We start from the raw sequence: 21,227 nt of genomic DNA, 5'->3' as shown, positions 1-21,227 counted from the left end.
GCTCATCCGCTCGCGTTGGAGGGATCCTGCGTTGGCACGTCACGGCTTTTGTTCGCGTCAGACAACAGATTTTCGATCGAAACCGGGCAGACTGGAACAATGGCTTCCCTGAGCGTGCATTCCGACCGGCTCGAGATCCACCTGACGCGCGCGGAAAGAACCCTTGCGCTGCGACGTGAGTCGATCGTGGTGCAGCGAGAGAACATCCGCTCGGTGATCATCACCGAGGATCCGTGGATCTGGCTGCGCGGGATTCGCGCTCTTGGCTCGATCGTTCCGCTCGTCGTGGCCGCCGGAACCTGGAAGTTTCACGGCGGCAAGGACTTTGTCTCGATCAAGCGTCACCGCCCGGCCGTGGTGATCGATCTGGTCAACGAAGAATTCGCTCGCGTCATCCTCACCAGCCAGCACGCGGCCGATTTCGTCGACTCGCTCAAGCTGCCGACCTAGGTCGGCAGCCCACACGCGCTACGGCTCCGTCACCGCGATCGCGGAGAGAGAATCGAAGGAGACCGTCATCGGTGTGGTGGCCGATCCGCTGCTGTACACGGCCAGCCCGATTGATCCGGCCTGCTGCAGGGCGGCTGTGGCATCGGTCCGGCTGAGCTTCCAGGCTGCGGGCTCCTCGGTTCCCACCCGCCACACTTTGGCGCGAATCGTTGTCGGCGCCGTACCGAAAACCTGCAGCCGCACCTGCAACTGATCGTTGGTGGCGTAGCTCAGCCCGGCGACAGTGCTCGCCTGCAAGGTGGTGGAGCCGCGCATGAGCTGCAGCTGCACAGTGCCATTCGCGAGTACTTTCACCCTCGTCCGATAGTCGTCAGAGGCGACGCGCCTCCCGATCAGGGAAACGTAGGTGCCGGCTCCCGTGGCTGGCTGCTGCAGTGACGTGGTGACCGTAACATCGGTACTCACCGATGAGACGCCGTCGAGGTAGCCGTTCGACCTTCCTCCGGCGGTCGCCCGCAGGATTGCGGCACCAGCGGTCACCGAGTAGTTGCTGGCTGTGCCGGTCGTGGTCCACGCGCCGCCGATATCGGCCGAGCCGAGTCCTCGACTGACGTCGCGGGTGAAGGCATCCGCTGCGATGCCGGTCGGCACCGGTGGCGGCGCTGAGACCGTGACCGAACGCGTGGTCGTGTCGGTGGCGCCGTCATTGTCGGTGACGGTCAGTGCGATCGAGTAGGTTCCGGCGGCGGCATAGGTATGCTGCGCGGTCTCGCCGGCGCTGGTGGCGTCGTCACCCCAGGACCAGGCGAAATCCCTGACGGTCCCGTCAGAATCTGCCGAAGAGGTGGCATCCGTTGAGACAGTAAGCTGCTCGGCGGCGACGGTGAATGCGGCGGTCGGTGCAGTGTTCTGCGCAACGGGCGTGGCGGTGCCGAGCGAATAGTGCTGCGCGATCACGGCGGCGCTGAGCGGACCCGGATAGACGGCGACATCGTCGATGGTGCCGACGAACCACGGGCTCGACGAGTTCCACGTGTTGTCGCCGCCGATGCGCCAATATCCGGGGTACCCCTGGGCACCCGTTTGCGGATTAGTGCCGACGAGAGCGCCATCAACGTAGAGCGCCATCCCGGCAGAGGACTGTTGGGCGAGCACGTAGTGCGGCGCTCCATCGTTGTAGCTGGCATCGGTCACGATGGTGTTGGTTTGCCCGGTCCAGGTGCCAAAGACCAGGCGACCGTCGTCTTGCAGGTAGACGTGCCGGTCATAGTTGTCCGATAATCCGGTGGAAGCACTGCCGAAGCCGATGATTTTTCCACCCTGCTGTGTCGTCGTGCTGAACCAGGATTCCAGCGCATAGCTGGCTGGAGCGTCAATCCGGGTGTCACTGCTCACGATCCCGCCGTTGAACGATGCGGCCGTGTTGCTCGTGCCGTTGACCAGTCCGTCAGCGCCGAGGCTGACCGAGTTCGAGTAGGTTCCGGGCTGGTCCCAAGCCGATGAGTCGATCGCTTTCGTTCCGCTCGACTCGCCCAGGCGCCAATACAAATCAGGTTCAGCGCTGTAGACGGCCGCGCCGTAGACGTCGGCGGGAGCGGATGCGACGGGGCTGGTTCGGCCGGAGGCCACGAAGTGCGCCACGATTTGCTTTTGCGTGAGCGGAGCGGAGTACACGGCGACCTGGGCAATGTCGGCGGCGAGGAACGCGCTGGTGGGCTGGCTGGGCCAGCCATTGAGACTGTCCCCTCCGATGCGCCAGAAGCCCTGGTAGTCCTGCCCGGAGGTGACGTTGGCGCGCTGCGCGACCTTCTTGCCGTCAATGGACAGCGACATGCCGGAGCCACCGAGACTGGCCACGATGTGGTGCCACTGGCCATCGTTGTAGGACGCGGGTGACGTGATCGTTTGCGCTCCTCCGGGGTAGACCCCGAACCAGACGCGACCGCCGGTATCCATGTACACGTGCCGGTCATAACCGGTGCTCTGGCCGGTGGCGCTGTTGCCGAACCCGATGATCTTGCCGCCTTGAGTACTGTCGGTTTTCACCCAGGTTTCGACGCTGAACGAATTCGAGGGGCTCTGCGCATTGTCGGTCGCGGCGAATCCCGACTCTGTGCCGTCGAAGCGGCTCGCCGTGGTGGCCGAGTCCACGATTGCGCCGGGAACACCGGGGCTGACTCCGGCGTTTCGGTTCAGGTCGGCGCCGCCGGTCCAGTCGAAGGCCGTGGCACCGGATGCCTCATTCAGCGGCCAATACGATTGGGGCGAGTCCGCAAGGATGCCCGCAGAATAGTCGCTGAGGCTGCCGGAGGCGATGGTGACGCTGGCCGTGCCGCCGGTTTGCGTATTACCGAACGGGTCAGTGACCCGAATTCGATAGGAGTAACTCTGCCCCGGCGTGAGCCCGGTGTCGGAGTACGAGAGTGTTGGTCGATTCCAGTCGGAGGAGAGTCCCTGAACGCTGGTGACGGCGACACCATCCCGCAGTACTTCATAGGTGAGTTTCTCGTTGTCGCGATCGTAGGCTGACTTCCAGCTCAGACGTGCTGTTCCGCTCACGAACGAGGCGACCGATGGCACGAATGCCGAGGGGGCGAAAGAGGCGTTGGCGACACGCGGTCCTTCCTTGTTCGGGGCGATGGCGGGCACGGCGAACCGGGCCAGGCCCTGTTGGCGTTTGTTGTTCACGGTCGTGAATTCACCGCCGTAGAGCAGGTACTGGGCATTGGCTGTCACCTGCCACGGACCCTGGCCTTGCCCGGTGAAGGTGCCGGTGTTGATGTCGGGATAAAACGCCAGCAGGTTAGGCCGAGGGGTGCCCTCGAAGTTGTAGTAGCCGTGCTTGTCGGCCGTGATGGCGCCGCCGACATCCATGCTGAAGGCCAGGGTGCGGTGGTAGGTCCACGGCTCGGATTGCTCGAAGCCGCCAATGTTGCCGCAGTAATGCGCGTGCTCGGTCGTGTACACCGTGTCGCCGGCCGGCACAGCAGAGTAGGTGTCGCCGTGGCAGTCTTCGACCCAGATCAGACTGCCATCGTCCCAGCTGGCACGGAATGTTCCCTCGAGATTGCCGCCGCTGCCGAAGACGTAGCCGGTGCCGAACACGCCGTCGGCCGATCCGGTCAGGCTCAGGATGGCGGCCTGGCTGCCACCGTTACGAATCAGATTGTTGATCTTCCACGGCAGGGAAGCGCCGGTTATGGAATCGGTTGCGGCCATCCCGTATCCGGGGTTGGAGCTGCCGTTATAGGTCGTGAATGAGCCGCCGATGACGACCTTGCTTCCGTCGGGAGAGGCAACGAGGGCATTGATGTTGCCACCGGCCGGCGTGCCCGACCAGGATTGCAGGGCGCCGGTGGCGCCATTGAACGCCGCCATCCTCGCGCGGGGCTGACCGCCTGCCGACGTGAACGAGCCGCCCGCGTAGACGCTGTTGCCCGCAAAGGTGAGCGCTTTGACGCCCGCGTTGATAACCGGTGCCCAGCCGGGAATGAGCGTGCCGCTCGTCGTGTCGAACGCGGCTATGCGAGACCGGCTGGAGCCACCCACGCTCGTGAAAGCGCCTGCGGCGAACAGCCGCGACCCGTCGGTAGATACGGTCAGGGCGCGGACAGCGCCGTTGACGTTGGGGTTGAAGGATGCGACCAGAACGCCGGTGGTGAGGTTGTAGGCCAGCAGGTTGTTGCGTATGACCTCGTTCACGCCGGCGGCGGAACCGGCTGGTCGTGAGCGGGTGAACTCGCCCCCGACATAGACGGTGTCGCCCACAATGAGTTGGGTCCAGACGACCCCGTTGATTTGCGCAGTGGGGAGCGAGTCCGCCGATACCGTCACGGGGGATGTCGCATCCGCAGGGAGGCTGTCGGCGCTCGCTGTCAGTGGCCCCGCGAGGACCCCGGAAACGAGTGCGGCAGTTGCAACCACGGCCAGGAACCGATTTTGGGCAGAAAATAGCTCACTCACCAGAGGTGCCTCACTTTGACTGTATTCGCAGCCGCAGGGTCGCCACCGCACAGATCGGAGCTTAGTGAGGGATTCTCAGGGCGGTAACTCCCCCAAGCAGGGGGTGGAATGGTCCCTGAATTAGGGGGTCTCGCTAGGTGACGTCTTTCTTCCAGCTCACGGAACGGCCGATCACGGTCGGGACCACGGCGTAACCGACCAGCTAGGCGAACAAGAACAGCACGAAGCCGATCAGCGGAAGCCTGCCCTGAATCAATGCCGCGCGAGCATAGCGAGCACCATCGATGCGGTCGTGAACAACACGAGCGCGAGGCCCGCTTCGGGGAGGCCGCCGAAGTGCAAGCCGAGGCCCACGACAGCGCCGATGCCCAGGAACAGGTTGTAGAAGCCCTGGTTGTACGCCATCGGTTTGATGGCGGGGCGGGGGCAGTGGCAGGACAGCGTCGTAGCGGTCGAACCGGTCATTTTCGAATCGGGAGGGGCACGGGACGGCGGCTAGAACGGTTGCGCGTCAGGGGCGCAAGTGTTCCATGGGTTGGGCACGGGTGGTGCTGGAATGGTCGGCGGGGGTGGTGCTGGCGCGGTGTGTTGTAGGTGGGGGCTGATGCGGGTGGCGGGGTCGGTGGCGTAGTGCTTGCCGGCGGGGCTGGTCCAGTGCAGGGTGCCGTCGGGGTCGGCGATGGCTTTCCACTCGCTGAAGTGCTTCAGGTTGTGGTGCGCCGGGGAGAGAAAGTGCAGGTTGGTGGCGGTGGTCGGGCCGCCGAATTGTTTGTCGATGGTGTGGTCGAGGTCGCTGTGCCCGGCGGAGCGGTTGCAGCCGGGGAACCGGCAGGTTCCATCGCGCAGTCGCAGGTACTTCTTCAGGCTGGCCGGTACTCGGAAGGGGTCTTGGCTGACGTCGATCACGATTCCGGTGTGCGGGTGGGTGAGGATGCGCAGGAAACTCGTCGCCGTGCCGGCCAGGCGGCGGGCGGTCTCCGGGTCGATCGGCCCGTACCCTTCAAGGTCGGCCGGTTCTTCGCTTTTGCCCATGAGGGTGAGCACCGGCACGGTGATATTGACGTTGGCGGTGAGTCCGGCGCCGAGGCCGCTGCCGGTGACGCCCTGCTGGAGCAGGTCAACGGCGACATCGGCGCGCAGCTGGCTGAGGGTGCGCTCTTCGCCCGGNAGCTGGCTGAGGGTGCGCTCTTCGCCCGGGCCCTGCAGGCTGATGGCGGCGTCGGTGACGCGGGTGTAGATGCCCTGCAAGTCGTCACCTGCACCGCGCAGCCAGAGGGTGGCCATGCCGTCTTTATCGGGGAAGAACAGCACCTTGCGGTCGGAGAGGCACTTGGCGCGGCGCACGGTGATGCTGTCGGGGTGGAACCGTTCCCGCAGTTTGCGGGCCTTGCCCTCGAACTGCGTGGGAGTGAGGCGTTTGGCGTGCGGCAGCAGCACCGCCTCCAGTGCGGCGCGGGCGGGCCGCGGCACGGAGACGAGCTGGTCGAGCAGGCGGCGGGCGTGGCGGAGGGAGATATCGCCGGTGCGGAGCGCGGTGAGCGTATCGGGCCGCTCGACCACCAGTTGGCGGCTCTCCTGGAGCAGGCCGGACGCGGTGCCGTTCGGGATGCGCAGCGCGCACGCCATCTCCGCCACGAGGCCCTGCTGCGCGGCGAAGGCGGCGTCCCAGTCATGCTCATGGCCCGGCCCAGACACGGGGCAGCCGGTCTCGGCGGTGTTGGTCGTGTAGTCCCACGCCTCGGTGAGAACCTCAGCCTTGCTCGCCTGCGCCCAGGCGATGATCTTCTCCAGGTAGAGCACCCGGTCAACGAACTGCGCCTGATGCCGCTGGAACGGACTCAGCGACTCCGCCGAACCGCCGTCGGCCGGGTCGGGCTGGTCGGCCGGGATGAAGTCGTCCGGGAGGAAATTGGCCGCGAGGTAGTCAGCGTAGAGGATCTCCTCGCGCAGGTCCCCATCGAACCGGTGCGCGGGCGGTACGGCGGCGAAGACCTCGGTCAGGTCCAGGCTGGCCGGCAGCGGCGGGCCGTCAGGCATTGCACGGCGATAGAACGCCGGGCCGACAGACTCCGGGCCGACAAGCTCCGGGCCGACAGCATCAACTAGGAAGGGGTCTGTGCTGGCGGGCGCGGTATCGACGTCGTCGAGGGCGTCGTACGGAGCGAACTGCCCGAGGCCCTCGGCGATCTCAACCCGCCAATCGGCCTGACACTGCGCCCAGAACACATCAAACTCAGCGCGCTCCTCGGCTGTGGAAGGCAGGTAACCGTGGGCCGCGACGAACGGATCGACGAGGCCCGGCTGGGAGGTATCGCCGCACTGGCTCATAGAACAAGTGTACCAAGCCCAACCCTGCAAGTCGAGCCATTCTCACATCTATTGGGATTTTCGTGCGAACTTGAATTCGCACGGACACTCGCGTTTTCGAGGCGGCTCGCGTTGGTCGATGGGGGTCTCGACCAGCTCGATCGACGAAAAATGCAGCGGTCTTCCGGCGCAGCGCTCTAGCTGACGTCTTTCTTCCAGCTCACGGCATAGCCGATCATTGTCGCGACCACGGCGTAACCGAGCAGCACGAGACCACCCTGCCACCAGTCCAGCGGCGGGGCGCCTGCCGGGTTCGCGAGGGTGAAGACGCTCGCACCGACGAGGGCATCGGAGGCCGAGCCGGGCAGATAGTTGCCGATCTGCGCGGTGACCTCGAGAAAAGAGGCGGCCAGCCGCAACAGTGGCTCGACGAACTGGGTGAAGGCGAGCACGACCACGATCGACGCAACCTGGCTCGGCACCAGAACGCCGAAGCCCACGCCGATTGCAGCCCACAGGCCCATCGCAAGAATTGTGCGACCGACCTGCAGCCACGTTTCCGAGTCCAGCAGCAGCGCATCCACACCGAACGCGCTCAGCGCCCCGCCGCCGAGACCAACGGATGCTGCCAGCCCGACAACTCCGAATCCAGCGCCGACCAGAACCAGCGTGACCGTCTTCGCTGCGAGCACCACACCGCGACGCGGCGTCGCGAGAAACGTGGGTGTCAGGGTCTGGTGGCGAAATTCACCCGTCGTCGCGAGCACGCCCAGCAGCACGGGGAAGACGTAGCCGACCGAGGAAGCGAAGCTGTAGATGATCGGTGGGAGGCTGCCGAAACCGAAGGCGCCGGCACCGCCGGTATTCACCGTGTCGGGACTGATCACACCGGTCTCGACGCCGGCGAGCAGCGCGCCGAGCCCACCGGCGATGAGGCCGATGTAACAGAACAGAACGATGGCGAGAAGCCACCACAGGCGAGTCGTGAAAATCTTGGCGAATTCGGCCGAGACTGACCGCAGGAACGTGGTCATAGCGAGTGGCTCCCGCCGACGAGGGCGAGAAAGGAGTCTTCCAGGCCGGTTTTCTGCCGGTGCAGCACGCTGAGTTCGACCCCGGCGGTGAAAGCGAGGTGGCCGAGCAGTGCGGGGTCGGATGTGGCGGCGAGCAGGCCGGTGCGGCCGATCGAGAAGGTGATGCCCGCCGCAGTGAGCGCGGCTGTGAGGTTCTCGCGGTCGGGAGAATCCACGATCGTCTGGGGCGCGGCATCCGTATCGAGGCTGGAGAGCGGGCCGAGGTGCACGAGCTCGCCGCGGGCGATGATGACGACGTCGTCGACGCTCTGCTGCACTTCGGAGAGCAGGTGTGAGCTGACCAGAATGGTGCGTCCTTCCGCGGCCATGTCGCGCAGAAAACCGCGAATCCAGCGGATGCCCTCCGGGTCGAGTCCGTTGATCGGCTCGTCGAGCACGAGCGCGCCCGGGTTGCCGAGCAGGGCGTAGGCCAGGCCGAGGCGCTGGCGCATACCGAGGGAGTAGCCGCCGACGCGCTGGGCGGCATGGGCGGCGAGGCCCACCTGGGTGAGCACCTCCATGACCCGGGTGCGCGGCAGCCCGGCGGCGATCGCGTACACGCCGAGGTGGTCGCGAGCAGAGCGGCCAGGGTGGAAGCTGGCGGCTTCGAGGGCTGCGCCCACCGTGGCAAGGGGATTGGGCAGGTCGCGGTAGCGAACGCCGCCAAACGTGGCCGTTCCGCTGCTCGCCGCGACCAGTCCGAGCAGAATGCGCAGGGACGTGGTCTTGCCGGCACCGTTCGGCCCGAGAAAGCCGGTAACCCGCCCAGGCTCTACCGTGAAGGACAGGTCGTTGACCGCGGCGACCCCGCCAAAGCGTTTGCTGATGTTGCTGAATTCGATAACAGCGCCGGTAGGCATCCGACTCCCCTCTGTAGTGCTTCCCACCCTATTACCCAGGGGCCGTATAGTGCCGTCTACCGGGCTTTTCAGTTCAGGCCAGCAGGAAGTCCTCCAGGCCGGTGAGCAGTCGTTGCACCTCACCCGCCGTGTTGTACGGCGCCAGTCCGATGCGCAGGCCGCCCTCAGTACCGAGCCCGAGGTGCTTCGAGGCCTCGAGTGCGTAAAACGATCCGGCCGGGGCGAGCACCCGCCGGGCAGCCAGGAACGCCGCGGCATCGGCGGCCGGGTGCCCGGCGAAGGTGACCAGCACGGTTGGCGTGCGCTCGCGGGCACGCGAATGCACGGTCACGCCGGGCAGAGCGGCCAGCCCGGCCTCGAGTTCGGCGAGCAGGCCCGCCTCATGATGTTCCAGGGCGATGGATGCCTGCACCAGGCGCTCCCGCCGGCTTCCGCCGATCGGTGCCAGCGCGGCCAGAAAATCGACGGCCGCAGTAACGCCCGCCATCAACTCGTAAGGCAGGGTGCCGAATTCGAAGCGTTCCGGAACCATTTCGGTGGAGGTGGCCAGCTTGTCCGGGTGGATGCGCTCGAGCAGGGCCGGGTCGGCGGCCAGCACGCCGCAGTGCGGTCCGAGGAACTTGTACGGGGAGCAGACGAAGAAGTCGGCGCCGAGCGCGGCCACGTCCACCGAGGCGTGCGGCGTGTAGTGCACCCCGTCTACCCAGAGCAGGGCGCCGACCGAGTGCACGGCGGCGGCGATCGCGGCGATCGGCGGTCGGGTTCCGATGAGGTTGGAAGCAGCCGTGACGGCGACCAGACGGGTGTGTTCGGTCAGTTGCGCGGTGACCGCCTCGGCGCTGAGCTCGCCGGTTGCCGGGTCGAAGTCGACCCACTTGACGGTGGCGCCGGCATGCTCAGCGGCCTGGATCCAGGGACGGATGTTGGCGTCGTGGTCGAGCCTGGAGACCACGATCTCGTCGCCGACATTCCAGCTGCGGCCGAGGTGGCGGGAGAAGTCGTAGGTGATTTGGGTGGCGCTGCGGCCGTAGACCACGCCGTGCGGGTCGGCGCCGAGCAGGTCGGCCATCGCCGTGCGGAAGACGGTGACGGCGTTGTCGGCGTTCTGCTCCGGCAGGCTGCCGCTTCCGCGGTTGGACAGCGGTCGGGTCAGGGTGATGGCGATCGCGGCGGCGACCTGGCGAGGCGTCTGCGTGCCGCCCGGACCGTCGAAGTGGGCGAACCCGGAGGAGAGGGAGGGAAAGTGGGAGCGGACTGCCAGCGCGTCATAGGTCACACGCCATCCAAGCACAGCGTCTGCTCGTCGACCAGCGCCGCCGAGACCACCACCGGTCGAGCCGCGACGAACGGATAGTCGAGACGAGTGGTCGAGCTACGCGTGCGCGGCGCAGGCGGGCGCTTCGCGTGTGACGCATTCCGGGCAGGCCACGAGCTGTTCGCGGCAGGAGGCATCCCGGCAGTTGAGCATGTTCGTCGTGGGCGCGGCGCAGACCTGGCAGGTCCCGAGCACGGCAGCGCCGGGAGCGAAGTCGATGGACATCCGCTGGTCGAAGACGTAGAGCGAACCCGACCACAGACCCTCATTGCCGAAAGCCTCGCCGTAACGCACAATGCCACCATCGAGTTGGTACACCTCGCCGAAACCACGCGACTTCATGAGACCGCTCAACACCTCACAACGGATGCCGCCGGTGCAGTAGGTCACGACCGGCTTGCCCTTGAGATGGTCGTATTTGCCGCTGTCGAGTTCGGCCACGAACTCGCGCGTGGTGGCCACATCGGGCACGACCGCGTCTCGAAAGTGGCCGATCTCGGCCTCGAACCGGTTGCGCCCGTCGAAGAAGACGACCTCGTCTCCGCGTTCGGCGACGAGCGCATTGAGCTCGGCCGGCTGCAGCTTGGTTCCACCGCCGACCACTCCGGCGCTGTCGACGCGCAGCTCGCCGGGCGCGCCGAAGCTCACGATCTCCTCGCGCACCTTGACCACGAGCCTTGGAAAATCGAGGCTGTGGCCGCGCGAGTCGAGGCCGGTGCCCTCGCTGAACTTAAAGTCGATGTGCCTGAACGCCGGGTAGTCGCGGGCCTTGCGAATGTACTTCTTGATCGCGGGCAGGTCGCCACCGACCGTGCCGTTCAGGCCGTCTTTCGAGATGAGGATGCGCCCGCGCAGACCGAGCCCTGCACACAGGTCGCGCTGCCACAGTCGCACCGCATCGGGGTCGGCCAGCGGCGTGAAGATGTAAAAGAGCAGAATCTTCGGAATGGCCATGGGCCCATTTTACTTTGTGCGCATTTCCGGAGAGCGCGCGTAGGCTGGCCGCACTGTCTGTACTGCCACTGGTCAGCCGTATCGAGGAGGCAAATCGTGACCCAGGACCCGCTCGCCCGGTTCGGCGCCGTTCCCCAGTTTTCACTCAGCAGCACCGACATGACCGACGGGGCACCGCTCGCCGCAGCACAGTATGGAACCGACGCGGGCGGAGCGGATGTGTCCCCGCAGCTCTCCTGGTCGGGTTTTCCCGCCGAGACCCAGAGTTTCGCGCTCACCGTGTACGACCCCGACGCCCCGACCGGCTCCGGATTCTGGCACTGGGCGGTGGCAAACCTGCCGGTATCCGTGACCGAGCTGGCTGCGGGAATCGATACCCTGCCGGCCGGCGCACTCGTGCTGCCGAACGAGGTGCGTCTCACCTCGTTCATCGGCGCTGGCCCGCCGCCGGGAACCGGCACTCACCGCTACCAGTTCATCGTGCACGCCGTTGACGTGCCGACGCTCGAACTCGACTCGCAGTCCACGCCGGCCGTTCTCGGCTTCAACCTGCACTTTCACACGCTCGCGCGTGCGGTACTGGAGGCGACCGGGGTCGCGGGCGGGGCATCCGCTGTCTGAGGGGGCGCCGTGTAAAACCGGGAGTTGTCCCCAAATGGGGTAACTCCCAGCGGGGATTCGGGGGAAACGACTTAACCTCAATCAGTGAGTATCACCAGCACCACGTTCGACACCGCCCGTTCCATTCCCCCCACCAGCCCCCCAACGTCGTCAGCGCGCCCGGCCGTGCCGACGCCCGCCTGGCTGCACGGCATCCGTTTGCATGCCGACGGCGTGACCGTCGACCGGTCTCTGCACCGGGAGACGGGCATCCGTCGGTTGCCGGTCTGGGCGTGGCGCGCGCTGATGCTGCGCCGGGCGACCCCGGTGCACAAGTTCAACCTGCACCCGATCGATTCGGTCGAATACGACCTCGACGTCGACTACATCGGCGATGGCCAGAAGATTCACCGGCTCGACGTTCTCGTTCCCAAACGCGAAGCGGGCGCAGACCCCTTACCCGTGTACGTGTATTTTCACGGCGGCGGCTGGACCTCCGGCGACAAAGACCCGCTCACCAAGTACTGCGCGAGCCAGGCTGCCGAAGGAATGGTCGTCGTCAACGCGAACTACCGCATGGCCACCCGGTTTCAGCTGGGCCACATGATGAAGGACGGCAACGCCGTGCTCGACTGGGTCGCCCGCAATATCGCCGCCTACGGGGGAGACCCGACCCGAATCGTGCTCGGCGGCGACTCGGCCGGCGGCCACATCGCGGCGCTGCTCACCGCTGCGGCCTTTGAACCCGAGCTCGCGGAACACTATGACATTGCGCCGCCGGTCGCCCGCCGCAACCTGCGCGGTCTCGTGCAGCACTGCAGCATCGCCGATTTCTCGGTGCTATTCGACCGTGGGTTTGTGCTGAGCCTCAACTTTGTTCGGATGCTGCTGCCCGAGCGCGGCCGCGGACTGCACCTGCGTACGGCCGCGCGTTTCATGTCGCCGATCGAGTGGCTCGACCGCGGTTTTCCGCCGGTCTTCGTCACGACGTCGGAGCGCGACTATTTCTACCGGGCCAACCTCAACTTCATCGAGGCGCTACGAGCCCGCAAGATTCGGGTCGACACGCTCATTTACGGCCGGCGCAGCGTCAACGCCAAGCACACCTGGCAACAGGACGACACGCATCCGGAATCGCAAGAGGTCTACCGTCGCCTCGGCGCCTTCGTGCGTGCCGTCGCGCCGCGGGCGATGACGGTTTAGGACCGCGCGCCGGTTGCGGCGAGCACTCCGCCGAGGCCGATCATCATGACGCCGCCGGCCGAGGACAGGTTCTCGATGCGCTTCGGTGACCGGGCAAACCAGACCCGTGCCGTGCCGGCCGCGAGAGCCCAGGTGCTGTCGCCGAGCAGGGCGAGCAGCACGAAGACCAGGCCGAGCACCGCGAGCTGCAGCGGAACATCGCCGGCCCGGTAGTTCACAAACTGCGGCAGCACCGCGATGAAGAAGACGAGTGACTTAGGGTTGCTCAGGCCCACCACGAATCCTTCGAGAACCAGCCGCCACTTGGTCTTGCGGGCCACCCTGGCCTCGCTCATCTGCGCGGCCTTGCCCCGGTTGCGAATCGCCTGCACCCCGAGATAGATGATGTAGGCCGCGCCGGCGAACTTGACGATCGTGAACAGCAGCACCGACTGGGTCACGATGGCACCGAGTCCGAGAGAGACCGCGACGATCACCGGAATCAGGCCCAGGGCATTGCCGAGCACGCTGAGAAAGCCGCCAAGCCGGCCGAGTGCCAGCGATCGCCCGATCACGAACAGCACGGTCGGGCCGGGAATGACGATGAGCGCGATCGAGGCGAGCGCGAACGTGAGCAGGGTGGGCAGGGAAACCATGTTTGAATGCTAAACCCAGCGGCGACTGTGGCACATCGTGCAGCCAACCCCCGTTGCGGCGACGGATGCTGGTGCCCACCCACAACGGATTGCTCGCGGTTGCGCCCACATCGTTAGCATCATTTCGTGCATATGTTCTTCAGAACCCTCCTCCACGCCCTGCTGTCGAAGTTCGGCCCAAAGCTCGGTCACTTCGATGTCGCGCGCACCAACTTTGTGACCCTGCCGACCGACCAGGATATTTTGCGGCACATGAACAACGGCGTCTACCTGTCCATCATGGACGTGGCCCGCTTCGACATGCTGCACCGCACGGGCGTCTGGGCCATCTTCAAGCAGCGAGGCTGGTACCCGGTCGTGGTCTCCGAGACCATCAGCTTTCGCAAGTCGCTCACGGTCGGCCAGAAGTTCACGGTGGAGTCGCGCATCCTCGGCTTCGACGAGAAGGCGGTTTACGTCGAGCAACGTTTCGTACGACCGGATGCCGACGGCGTGCTCGAGATCTACGCCCACGGCTACATTCGTGGTCGCTTTCTCAAGCGCACCGGCGGAATCGTCACGATCGACGAACTGCTGGGCGCGATCGGCGTCGCCCCCGACAACGTGAGCGTTCCGGAGTGGCTGCTCGAGTGGGCTGGCGCGGCAGCGGCCGCACCCACTCGCGCCCCCGCCCCGAGCATCTGGAACTAGTTCGATTAGGCGGTGCGCACCGGAACGATGAGGTCCTTGTAGAACTGGGCGTGCGCGGGGTAATAGTGATTCCACTCGGGCAGAGGAAGGCCGGCGCGGGACGCGACCAGGCGGTCGAGGTAATAGTCCCAACCGGGGCCGACCGTGGCGGCCTCGCTCGCCGAGCGCAGACGCTGCCCGAAGGTCAGGTTGGTCATGCCGTCGCCCTCAACCAGGTGGAACAGTGCGCGCCAGGAATCTTCACCCTCGCCGAAGTCGCCGTTGAAACGGTGCGGCGCCTGGCACTCGCGAATACTCACGTACTCCCACTTGGCATCCGGCTCGGCCGTCATCTTGAACTTGACCGCGCCGGTCGCCGGAGAACCGGTGTAGGTGCCGATCCACTTCTCGAGTTCGGCAGGACGGGTCAGGCTCGCCCACACCTGCTCGATGGGCGCGTTGAACAGCCGATTGAGCATGAGATACAGGCCGTCCTCGCGGTGTACGAGGCGTCCGGTGGGCTTGGCTGACATGGGGACCTCCACTATGAGTGACATGCGCTTGTAACCTCAGGTTAGGCCACATTGAGAGGGTCGGCTACACGCTAAGCCCCTTCGAGCAGGGCCATCGCGGCGTTGTGTCCGCCGAGCCCGCTGACCCCGCCGCCGCGCCTGGCTCCGGCACCGCAAATGAGAATGCGCGGATGCTCGGTGGCGACTCCCCAACGCTCGGCGGGCGTGGCCTGCGGCTCGTCATCCTCCAGAAATGGCCACGACAGCGCGCCGTGAAAGATGTTGCCGCCGGGCAGATTCAGGGCATGCTCGAGGTCGAGCGTGGTCTTGGTTTCGAGGCAAGGGTGACCCGCAACATCCGTCATCAACAGGGCTTCGATCGGCTCGGCGAGCACCGAATTGAGCGAGCAGAGCACGGCGGCCTGCAGCTGCGCGCGCATCTGGTCGTTGTTGGCTTCGGTGAGCGCCCGATTCGGGGTGTGCAGGGCGAACACGGTAAGGGTGTGGGCACCGGCCTGGGCAAGTTCGGGCGACAGAATGCTCGGGTCGGTCAGCGAATGGCAGTAGACCTCGCACGGCACCAGTTCGGGAATCTCACCGGACAGGGCCTGGTCATACGCGGTCTGCAGCTGCTTGTAGCTCTCGTTGATGTGAAATGTACCGCCGAATGCCGCCTCCGGCGACACGCTCGCGTCCACCAAGTGCGGCAAGCGTGTCAGCAGCAGGTTGACCTTCACCTGGGCGCCTTCCGGCTTGACCAGGTCAGCGGATGCCCCGCCTCCACCACCCAGCAAACCCCGCAGCACCCACGGCGCCACGTTGGCCAGCAGCGCGGCGCCGTTCGTCGTCTTCAGGCGCCCGTTCTGGCGGTATTCCACGGCTCCGTCGGGGGTGGCCGACGTGACCTCGGCGCCGACTTCGAGCCGCGCACCGGCCTCGCGCGCCGCCCGTTCGAGTGCCCCGGTCACAGCGCCCATGCCGCCGATCGGCACGTCCCAGTCCCCGGTTTCATTGCCGATCACGTGATACAAAAAGCAGCGGTTCGCGTCGAGACTGGAGTCATCGAGGCCCGTGAAGGTGCCGATCAGCCCATCGGTAGCCACGACGCCGCGCACGAGATCGTTCGCAAACCGGTTGGTGATCGTGTCGCCGAGCGGCTGCTCGACCAGGGCGGTCCAGAGGGCATCGTCGCCGACCAGTCGCTTAGCCTCCGAGCGGGTGAGCAGCGGTTCGCACACCGTGGGAAACACGGCGCGCGCCAGTCGGGCGGTGTCGTCGTAGAAGGAGCTCCAGGCATCGAAATCGGCCGCGGCACCGATGCGTTCGAACGACGCCCTGGTCGCTTCGGGGTCGCCCTGGTCAACGAGTAATCCGGCGCCAGTCGGCCCCGGCGTGTACGACGAGTACCGACGTCGAGCCAGCTCGATATCGAGCCCCAGCTCGCGGATGATTCTGGTCGGCAGCAGGCTCACCAGATAGGAGTAGCGCGAGAGGCGCGCGTCAATGCCGGGGAAGGCATCCGCTGAAATGGCGGCGCCGCCCACCTGCGGCTCCCGCTCGAGCACGAGCACGCTGCGGCCGGCCTGGGCCAGGTAGGCGGCGGCGACAAGGCCGTTGTGGCCGCCACCGATAATCACGACGTCGTGTCTGGTTTCGCTCATGAGCAGAGCCTAGCCAGTGCGCGCCGAACCTATCAGTCACCTTGCATTCACCTGCGAGTCACCTGTGACCAGTACACAGAATGGCATCCATTGTCTGCAACAGGAGGATCTACCGCATGAGCGCCTTTCGACGCCCCGCACGCCGCCGACTACCCGTTGCCATCTTGGCTGCAGCGGCCTGCGCCGCTCTCGCGGTGGCGCCGCTCGTATCGTCGGCAGCACCGACGGCATCCGCTGCCATCGTCGTCGCACCGGTGACCGCGTCGGGGACCGACCCGTACTTCAACCTGGCACCGCTGGGAACGTACGAGACCGGCACCTTTGACGCCTCGGCCGCCGAGATCGTGACCTACCACGCCGCCAGCAAGCGACTCTTCGTGGTCAACGCGGCCCAGGGCGCCGTGGACGTGCTCGACATCGCCGACCCGACTACCCCGGTCAAGGAGTTCTCGCTCAGCGCAGCGGGAACCACAATCGACGACGGCAGCTCGCTCATCCCCACCGGTTCCACCGCCAACTCGGTGGCCGTGCGCGCCGACGGCCTCGGCGCAATGGCGATCGAATCGCCCACCAAAACGGATGCCGGCTGGCTCGTCTTCTTCGACGCCAACGCGACGACAGCCACCATTCTGGGCGCGGTTACGGTCGGTGCCCTGCCGGACATGGTGAGCATCTCGGCCGACGGCAAGTATGCCGTCTCCGCCAACGAGGGCGAGCCGAACGACCTGTTCACCGTCGATCCCGAGGGGTCGGTCAGCGTCATCACGCTCCCGTCGACCCTCACCCTGCCCGCTGCGTCGGCCGTCGCGACCACTGATTTTCACGCCTACGAATCCGAAGCCAATGGCGGCACGAAGACCCTCGACCCCGACGTACGCATCTTCGGACCGACTCCCGAAGCGGGCTTTCCGGTCTCGCGCAACCTCGAGCCCGAGTATGTCGCGATCGACCCGAACAGCCTCACCGCGTATGTGGCGCTGCAGGAAGCCAACGCGGTCGCTGTGGTTGACCTCGTCACGCCTGAGGTCACCGAAGTGCGCTCGCTCGGCTTCCAGGACCACGGCCTGCCCGGCAACGGCATCGACGCCTCCGACAAGGATTCGGCCGTCAACATTCAGACCTACCCCGGTCTGCACGGCATGTACATGCCCGACGGCATGAACGCCTACACGGCGAAGGATTCCTCCACCGGCACTGACGCGACCTACCTGGTCACCGCCAACGAGGGCGACGCCCGCGAGTGGGGCAGCTACGCCGAGGGCGTGCGTGCGGAGGACCTCACGATCTGCGCTACTAGCGACCTCTTCGGCAAGAACAACGACGCAGGAATGGGTCGCCTGAACGTGACCAAGGAAAACGGTTACAACACCGCCGGCACCTGCTACGAGGAGCTCTACGCCTTCGGCTCCCGCTCCTTCTCGATCTGGAACACCGACGGCACGCAGGCCTTCGACTCCGGGGAGGACTTCGAGCGCATCACCGCCGCGGCCAACCCGGCCTATTTCAACTCGAACCACAGCAAGTCCAACTTCGAGGGTCGCAGTGACGACAAGGGCCCCGAACCCGAGAACCTCGCCATCGGCGAGATTGACGGCCGCACCTACGCCTTCATCGGCCTGGAACGGGTGGGCGGCATCATGGCCTACGACATCACCGACCCGACCGACGCGCAGTTCGTGACCTACCTCAACAACCGCAACTTCGGCGTCGACGCCACCGTCGACCTGTCGGCAGCCGGTGACCTCGGCCCGGAGGGCGTCACGTTCATCTCGGCCGCCCACTCGCCGACCGGTGAGCCGATGCTCGCCGTCGGCAACGAGGTCTCCGGAACCACGACCATCTTCTCGATCAACGTCATCCCCACCGAAATTCAAGTGCTCGGCATCAACGACTTTCACGGTCGCCTCGAAGCCAACGCCAGAAACCAGGAGGCCGGCGCGGCCGTCCTGGCCGGAGCCGTTGCCCAGCTGAAGGCGAACAACCCGAACACCCTGTTCGTCTCGGCGGGCGACAACATCGGCGCCTCCACCTTCACCTCTTTCTCGCAGCAGGACGAACCGACGATCACGGCGCTCCTCGCGGCCGGGCTGGACGCATCCGTTGTGGGAAACCACGAGTTCGATGCGGGCTGGGACGACCTGAGCAATCGGGTCCGTTCGTCGTTCGGTGACCCGCGCTATGCGCTCGGCGCCAACGTCTACCTGAAGGGCACGACCACCCCGGCACTCGATGAATACTGGGTCAAGGAGGTCGATGGCGTGCGCGTCGGCTTCATCGGCACCGTCACCGCGGCTACCGCCTCACTGGTCTCCCCGGCCGGCATCGCCGACATCGAGTTCGGCGACCAGCTCGAGGCCGCCAATCGCGTGGCAGCGCAGTTGCAGGATGGCAACACGACCAACGGCGAGGCCGATGTCATCGTGCTGCTCACCCACGAGGGAGGCGTCGGCACCGACTGCGCCGCGATCGGTGACGCCGACACCCTCTACGGCGATCTGATCCGCGACGCATCGGCCAATATCGATGCGATCCTCTCGGGTCACACCCACGCCACCTACAACTGCTCCTACCCGGTCACGGGCTGGACCGACGGGCTGAAACGCCCGGTGATGCAGAGCGGCCAGTACGGCATGAACCTCGACCAGCTGAAATTCTCGGTCGACCCAGTGACCAAAAGCGTCGTCTCGATGACCAGCGCGCTGGTGGACCTGCACAACGGCACGACCGGCCTCTACCCGGCCAACGCCACCGTGGCGCAGATCGTGACGGATGCCGCGGCCCGGGCCGACATCGTCGGCTCGGTTGAAGTCGGTGCCATCAGCGCCGACATCAAACGTGCTTACAACGGCGTGGCAGAGGACCGCGGGTCGGAATCGAGCCTCGGCAACCTCGTCGCCGACATTCAGCTTTGGGCCACCTCGAACTCTGCCTTCGGTGGTGAACCGGCCGAGATCGCCTTCATGAACCCCGGCGGGGTGCGCACCGACCTGAGCTACGGCGAGAACGGCAAGGTGACCTACAAAGAGGTCGCCACGGTGCAGCCCTTTGCCAACACCCTCGTCACCATGGACCTCACCGGTACCCAGCTGCGCACGGTGCTCGAACAGCAGTGGCAGTCCAGCCGGGCCAAGCTGCACCTCGGTGTCTCCGAGGGGTTCAGCTACCTCTATGAGCCCGACGCGGCGCTGGGCGAGCACATCGTCGGTATGTCGCTGAATGGTGTGGCCATCGCCCCGACCGACGTGTTCCGCGTGGCGGTGAACTCGTTCCTGGCCTCGGGCGGCGACAAATTCACCACCTTCGCCGCCGGAACCAGCGTCGCGGACACCGGCCAGGCCGACCTCGCCGCGACGGTCGCCTACTTCGAGAAGCACCCGCTGGTCGACCCGGCATCGCTCGGCCGCGCGGTACTGGCCGGCACCGACTGGGCCAGCATCGACGTGGGTGACGCCGTCTTCACCCCGGGCGAGCGCGTCACCGTCACGGTCTCCGGGCTGAACCCCGGCCAGAAGGTCACCGGCACGCTCTACTCCGTGCCGGTGAACCTCGGCACCTTCGCGGCCAATGCTGCCGGAGTCGCAATGTTCTCCGCAGTGATTCCGGCCAGCACGCCGGTCGGCGCGCACACGCTCGTGATCAGCTCGGTCGGCTTGGAGCCGATCAGCCTCGCGGTCACCGTTGTTGCAGCGGCGAGCACGAGCGGCCTGGGTGCTATCCCGGCACTCGGCGCGTCGCTGGCCCCGGCCGGCCTCGCCGCGCTGCTCCTGTTGCTCGGCGCCGGCCTCATCTTGGCCCGTCGCAAGCGCCAGGCCCCGCAGGCCTAGCCTCTTGAGCGGATGCCGCGGCGCGCGCGCCGGGCATCCGTTTGACTGGGCGGTCATGCGACGCGGCTGATCGCCGGGTGCAATCCGAGGAGGGGTGGCGCGGTTACACCGGCGCGAGGGGCTCGAACGGGCGCGGCGGCTCCAACGGGTCGGATTCCGTGGGTTTGGCCACCTTGCTCACCGCCCGGTCGAGGGCTGCGCGCACGACGACCACGCCCGGCCGCTGCGCGCTCGACCGGCGCGCAGCCGAGAACAGGGTGCGGTGCGGGGTGCCCGGCAGGTCGTGCAGCTGAACGGCCGGCATGCGCCCGGCCCAGACCAGATCGGGCAGAATGCCCACCGCATTGCCCGATTCAATCAAGCGGATGTGCGCGATCAGGTCGGCGGTCTCAAACCGCACGTCCGGTTCGAAACCGGCCGAGCGGCAGAGCTGCGTGGCCCACTGCCGCGACGCTGTACCCACCGGCTCCATCACCCAGGGCAGGCCGGCGGTTTCCTCGAGGGTTGCCGCGCTGACCCGCCCTGCGCCGTCCCGGGAACTATCCGCGGGCGGCACGGCGAGCCGCAGCGCATCCGTTGCGAGGTTGATCCGGTCGAGGTCGGGCCAGTGCGCGCGGGTGTGGCCGGGATACTGCTCGGCCAGCACGAGGTCGAAGTCGCGCGCGGCCACCTCGAACAGGCCGCGCTCTGGCTCGCGCTCGGTCACTTCGACCCGTAGCGCCGGAAAGTCCTCGGCGAGAAAAGTGAGCGCCCGCGGAATGACGGCGAGGGCGGCCGACTGGAACACGGCCACCCGCACGGTGCCCGACACCGTCGTGGTGCTGGCGCGCAGGTCGGCCTCTGCAAGTTCGAGCCGCTCCAGCAGGTGGGTGGTGTGCTCCACCAGAATCTCGGCCTGCGGGGTGAGCTGCACCCGCCGCCCCACTTTTTTCAGTAATACAACGCCGGCCTCTTTTTCGAGCAGCGCGAGCTGCTGCGACACCGCGGATGGGCTGTAGGCAAGGGCAGCGGCGACCCCGGCGAGGGTGCCGCGAATCTTCAGTTCGCGCAGCAGTCGGAGTCGCCGCACATCCAGCATCCGCTGCCCCCTACACCCATCGAACGACCCAAAACCAAATCATTAGAAATTGTAACGAATATCATGCATAAACATTTGCTTTTGCTAAATATAGGCTGGCCTCAGACTTGAATAACCAGAGCA

The 21,227-nt window shown here is 66.2% G+C and carries 16 protein-coding genes; 5 read left to right on the top strand and 11 right to left on the bottom strand.

Annotated features, from left to right (window positions below):
* Positions 1–99 precede the first annotated feature (99 nt).
* A complete protein-coding gene (locus E3T35_RS18405) occupies positions 100–450 on the top strand; it encodes a hypothetical protein (RefSeq protein ID WP_134344912.1) in 351 nt (116 codons plus the stop codon).
* 18 nt (positions 451–468) lie between these two features.
* On the opposite strand, the gene E3T35_RS18400 is transcribed toward E3T35_RS18405, so the two are convergent.
* The 7 genes from E3T35_RS18400 to E3T35_RS18370 form a co-directional block, all read right to left on the bottom strand.
* Complete coding sequence (locus tag E3T35_RS18400; RefSeq protein ID WP_241988913.1) at positions 469–4,284, bottom strand: LamG-like jellyroll fold domain-containing protein; 3,816 nt, start codon at positions 4,282–4,284, stop codon at positions 469–471.
* 381 nt (positions 4,285–4,665) lie between these two features.
* Positions 4,666–4,878 (bottom strand): DUF1304 family protein, encoded by a 213-nt coding sequence (locus E3T35_RS18395; protein ID WP_241988912.1) that lies wholly within the window; start codon positions 4,876–4,878, stop codon positions 4,666–4,668.
* A 30-nt stretch (positions 4,879–4,908) separates the two neighbouring features.
* Positions 4,909–6,741: an HNH endonuclease signature motif containing protein gene (locus E3T35_RS18390; RefSeq protein ID WP_134380560.1), complete on the bottom strand. Its 1,833-nt coding sequence runs from the start codon at positions 6,739–6,741 to the stop codon at positions 4,909–4,911.
* A 176-nt stretch (positions 6,742–6,917) separates the two neighbouring features.
* Positions 6,918–7,754, bottom strand: coding sequence for an ABC transporter permease (locus E3T35_RS18385; RefSeq protein WP_134344916.1), 837 nt, complete (start codon positions 7,752–7,754; stop codon positions 6,918–6,920).
* Positions 7,751–8,653, bottom strand: a complete 903-nt coding sequence (locus tag E3T35_RS18380; RefSeq protein ID WP_092338621.1) for an ATP-binding cassette domain-containing protein — start codon at positions 8,651–8,653, stop codon at positions 7,751–7,753. Before E3T35_RS18380 ends, E3T35_RS18385 begins: the two co-directional genes overlap by 4 nt.
* Before the next feature lie 73 nt (positions 8,654–8,726).
* Positions 8,727–9,929 carry a cysteine desulfurase-like protein gene (locus E3T35_RS18375; RefSeq protein ID WP_134380557.1) on the bottom strand — a complete coding sequence of 401 codons (1,203 nt, stop codon included), beginning with the start codon at positions 9,927–9,929 and terminating at the stop codon, positions 8,727–8,729.
* Between the two features lie 96 nt (positions 9,930–10,025).
* The gene (locus E3T35_RS18370; RefSeq protein WP_134380554.1) at positions 10,026–10,922 is read right to left on the bottom strand and encodes a rhodanese-related sulfurtransferase; all 897 of its coding nucleotides are present in this window, start codon (positions 10,920–10,922) and stop codon (positions 10,026–10,028) included.
* A gap of 96 nt (positions 10,923–11,018) precedes the next feature.
* Between E3T35_RS18370 and E3T35_RS18365 the strand changes: the two genes are divergently transcribed.
* A complete protein-coding gene (locus E3T35_RS18365; RefSeq protein WP_241988911.1) occupies positions 11,019–11,543 on the top strand; it encodes a YbhB/YbcL family Raf kinase inhibitor-like protein in 525 nt (174 codons plus the stop codon).
* Between the two features lie 84 nt (positions 11,544–11,627).
* Entirely contained in the window at positions 11,628–12,725 is a 1,098-nt protein-coding gene (locus tag E3T35_RS18360; RefSeq protein WP_241988910.1) for an alpha/beta hydrolase, read from the top strand.
* On the opposite strand, the gene E3T35_RS18355 is transcribed toward E3T35_RS18360, so the two are convergent.
* Positions 12,722–13,360: a LysE family translocator gene (locus E3T35_RS18355; RefSeq protein ID WP_134344920.1), complete on the bottom strand. Its 639-nt coding sequence runs from the start codon at positions 13,358–13,360 to the stop codon at positions 12,722–12,724. The two genes, E3T35_RS18360 and E3T35_RS18355, sit on opposite strands and share 4 nt — an antisense overlap.
* A 132-nt stretch (positions 13,361–13,492) precedes the next feature.
* Between E3T35_RS18355 and E3T35_RS18350 the strand changes: the two genes are divergently transcribed.
* Positions 13,493–14,050, top strand: a complete 558-nt coding sequence (locus E3T35_RS18350) for a thioesterase family protein (RefSeq protein WP_134345019.1) — start codon at positions 13,493–13,495, stop codon at positions 14,048–14,050.
* Positions 14,051–14,055: 5 nt separating this feature from the next.
* Here E3T35_RS18350 and E3T35_RS18345 read toward each other — a convergent pair whose 3' ends face one another.
* On the bottom strand, positions 14,056–14,562 hold the full coding sequence (locus E3T35_RS18345) for an SRPBCC domain-containing protein (protein ID WP_134380551.1): 507 nt from the start codon (positions 14,560–14,562) through the stop codon (positions 14,056–14,058).
* A 71-nt stretch (positions 14,563–14,633) separates the two neighbouring features.
* On the bottom strand, positions 14,634–16,202 hold the full coding sequence (locus E3T35_RS18340) for an NAD(P)/FAD-dependent oxidoreductase (RefSeq protein WP_134380548.1): 1,569 nt from the start codon (positions 16,200–16,202) through the stop codon (positions 14,634–14,636).
* 116 nt (positions 16,203–16,318) lie between these two features.
* Here E3T35_RS18340 and E3T35_RS18335 point away from each other — a divergent pair, with 116 nt between their 5' ends.
* Positions 16,319–20,026, top strand: coding sequence for a choice-of-anchor I family protein (locus E3T35_RS18335; RefSeq protein WP_134380545.1), 3,708 nt, complete (start codon positions 16,319–16,321; stop codon positions 20,024–20,026).
* A gap of 103 nt (positions 20,027–20,129) precedes the next feature.
* On the opposite strand, the gene E3T35_RS18330 is transcribed toward E3T35_RS18335, so the two are convergent.
* A complete protein-coding gene (locus E3T35_RS18330) occupies positions 20,130–21,104 on the bottom strand; it encodes a LysR family transcriptional regulator (protein WP_092338635.1) in 975 nt (324 codons plus the stop codon).
* Positions 21,105–21,227: the final 123 nt, after the last annotated feature.

The organism is Cryobacterium sp. TMT1-2-2 (assembly GCF_004403505.1).
GTDB classification, from domain to species: domain Bacteria; phylum Actinomycetota; class Actinomycetes; order Actinomycetales; family Microbacteriaceae; genus Cryobacterium; species Cryobacterium flavum.
The sequence above is the reverse complement of the archived record's forward strand: the minus strand, read 5'-3'. Positions and strand labels throughout refer to the sequence as shown.

Coding starts and splice junctions, on each gene's coding strand:
- E3T35_RS18385 (WP_134344916.1), bottom strand. CDS start 7,754: ATGACCACGTTCCTGCGGTCAGTCTCGGCCGAATTCGCCAAGATTTTC.
- E3T35_RS18350 (WP_134345019.1), top strand. CDS start 13,493: ATGTTCTTCAGAACCCTCCTCCACGCCCTGCTGTCGAAGTTCGGCCCA.
- E3T35_RS18340 (WP_134380548.1), bottom strand. CDS start 16,202: ATGAGCGAAACCAGACACGACGTCGTGATTATCGGTGGCGGCCACAAC.
- E3T35_RS18335 (WP_134380545.1), top strand. CDS start 16,319: ATGAGCGCCTTTCGACGCCCCGCACGCCGCCGACTACCCGTTGCCATC.
- E3T35_RS18395 (WP_241988912.1), bottom strand. CDS start 4,878: ATGACCGGTTCGACCGCTACGACGCTGTCCTGCCACTGCCCCCGCCCC.
- E3T35_RS18405 (WP_134344912.1), top strand. CDS start 100: ATGGCTTCCCTGAGCGTGCATTCCGACCGGCTCGAGATCCACCTGACG.
- E3T35_RS18380 (WP_092338621.1), bottom strand. CDS start 8,653: ATGCCTACCGGCGCTGTTATCGAATTCAGCAACATCAGCAAACGCTTT.
- E3T35_RS18330 (WP_092338635.1), bottom strand. CDS start 21,104: ATGCTGGATGTGCGGCGACTCCGACTGCTGCGCGAACTGAAGATTCGC.
- E3T35_RS18355 (WP_134344920.1), bottom strand. CDS start 13,360: ATGGTTTCCCTGCCCACCCTGCTCACGTTCGCGCTCGCCTCGATCGCG.
- E3T35_RS18345 (WP_134380551.1), bottom strand. CDS start 14,562: ATGTCAGCCAAGCCCACCGGACGCCTCGTACACCGCGAGGACGGCCTG.
- E3T35_RS18370 (WP_134380554.1), bottom strand. CDS start 10,922: ATGGCCATTCCGAAGATTCTGCTCTTTTACATCTTCACGCCGCTGGCC.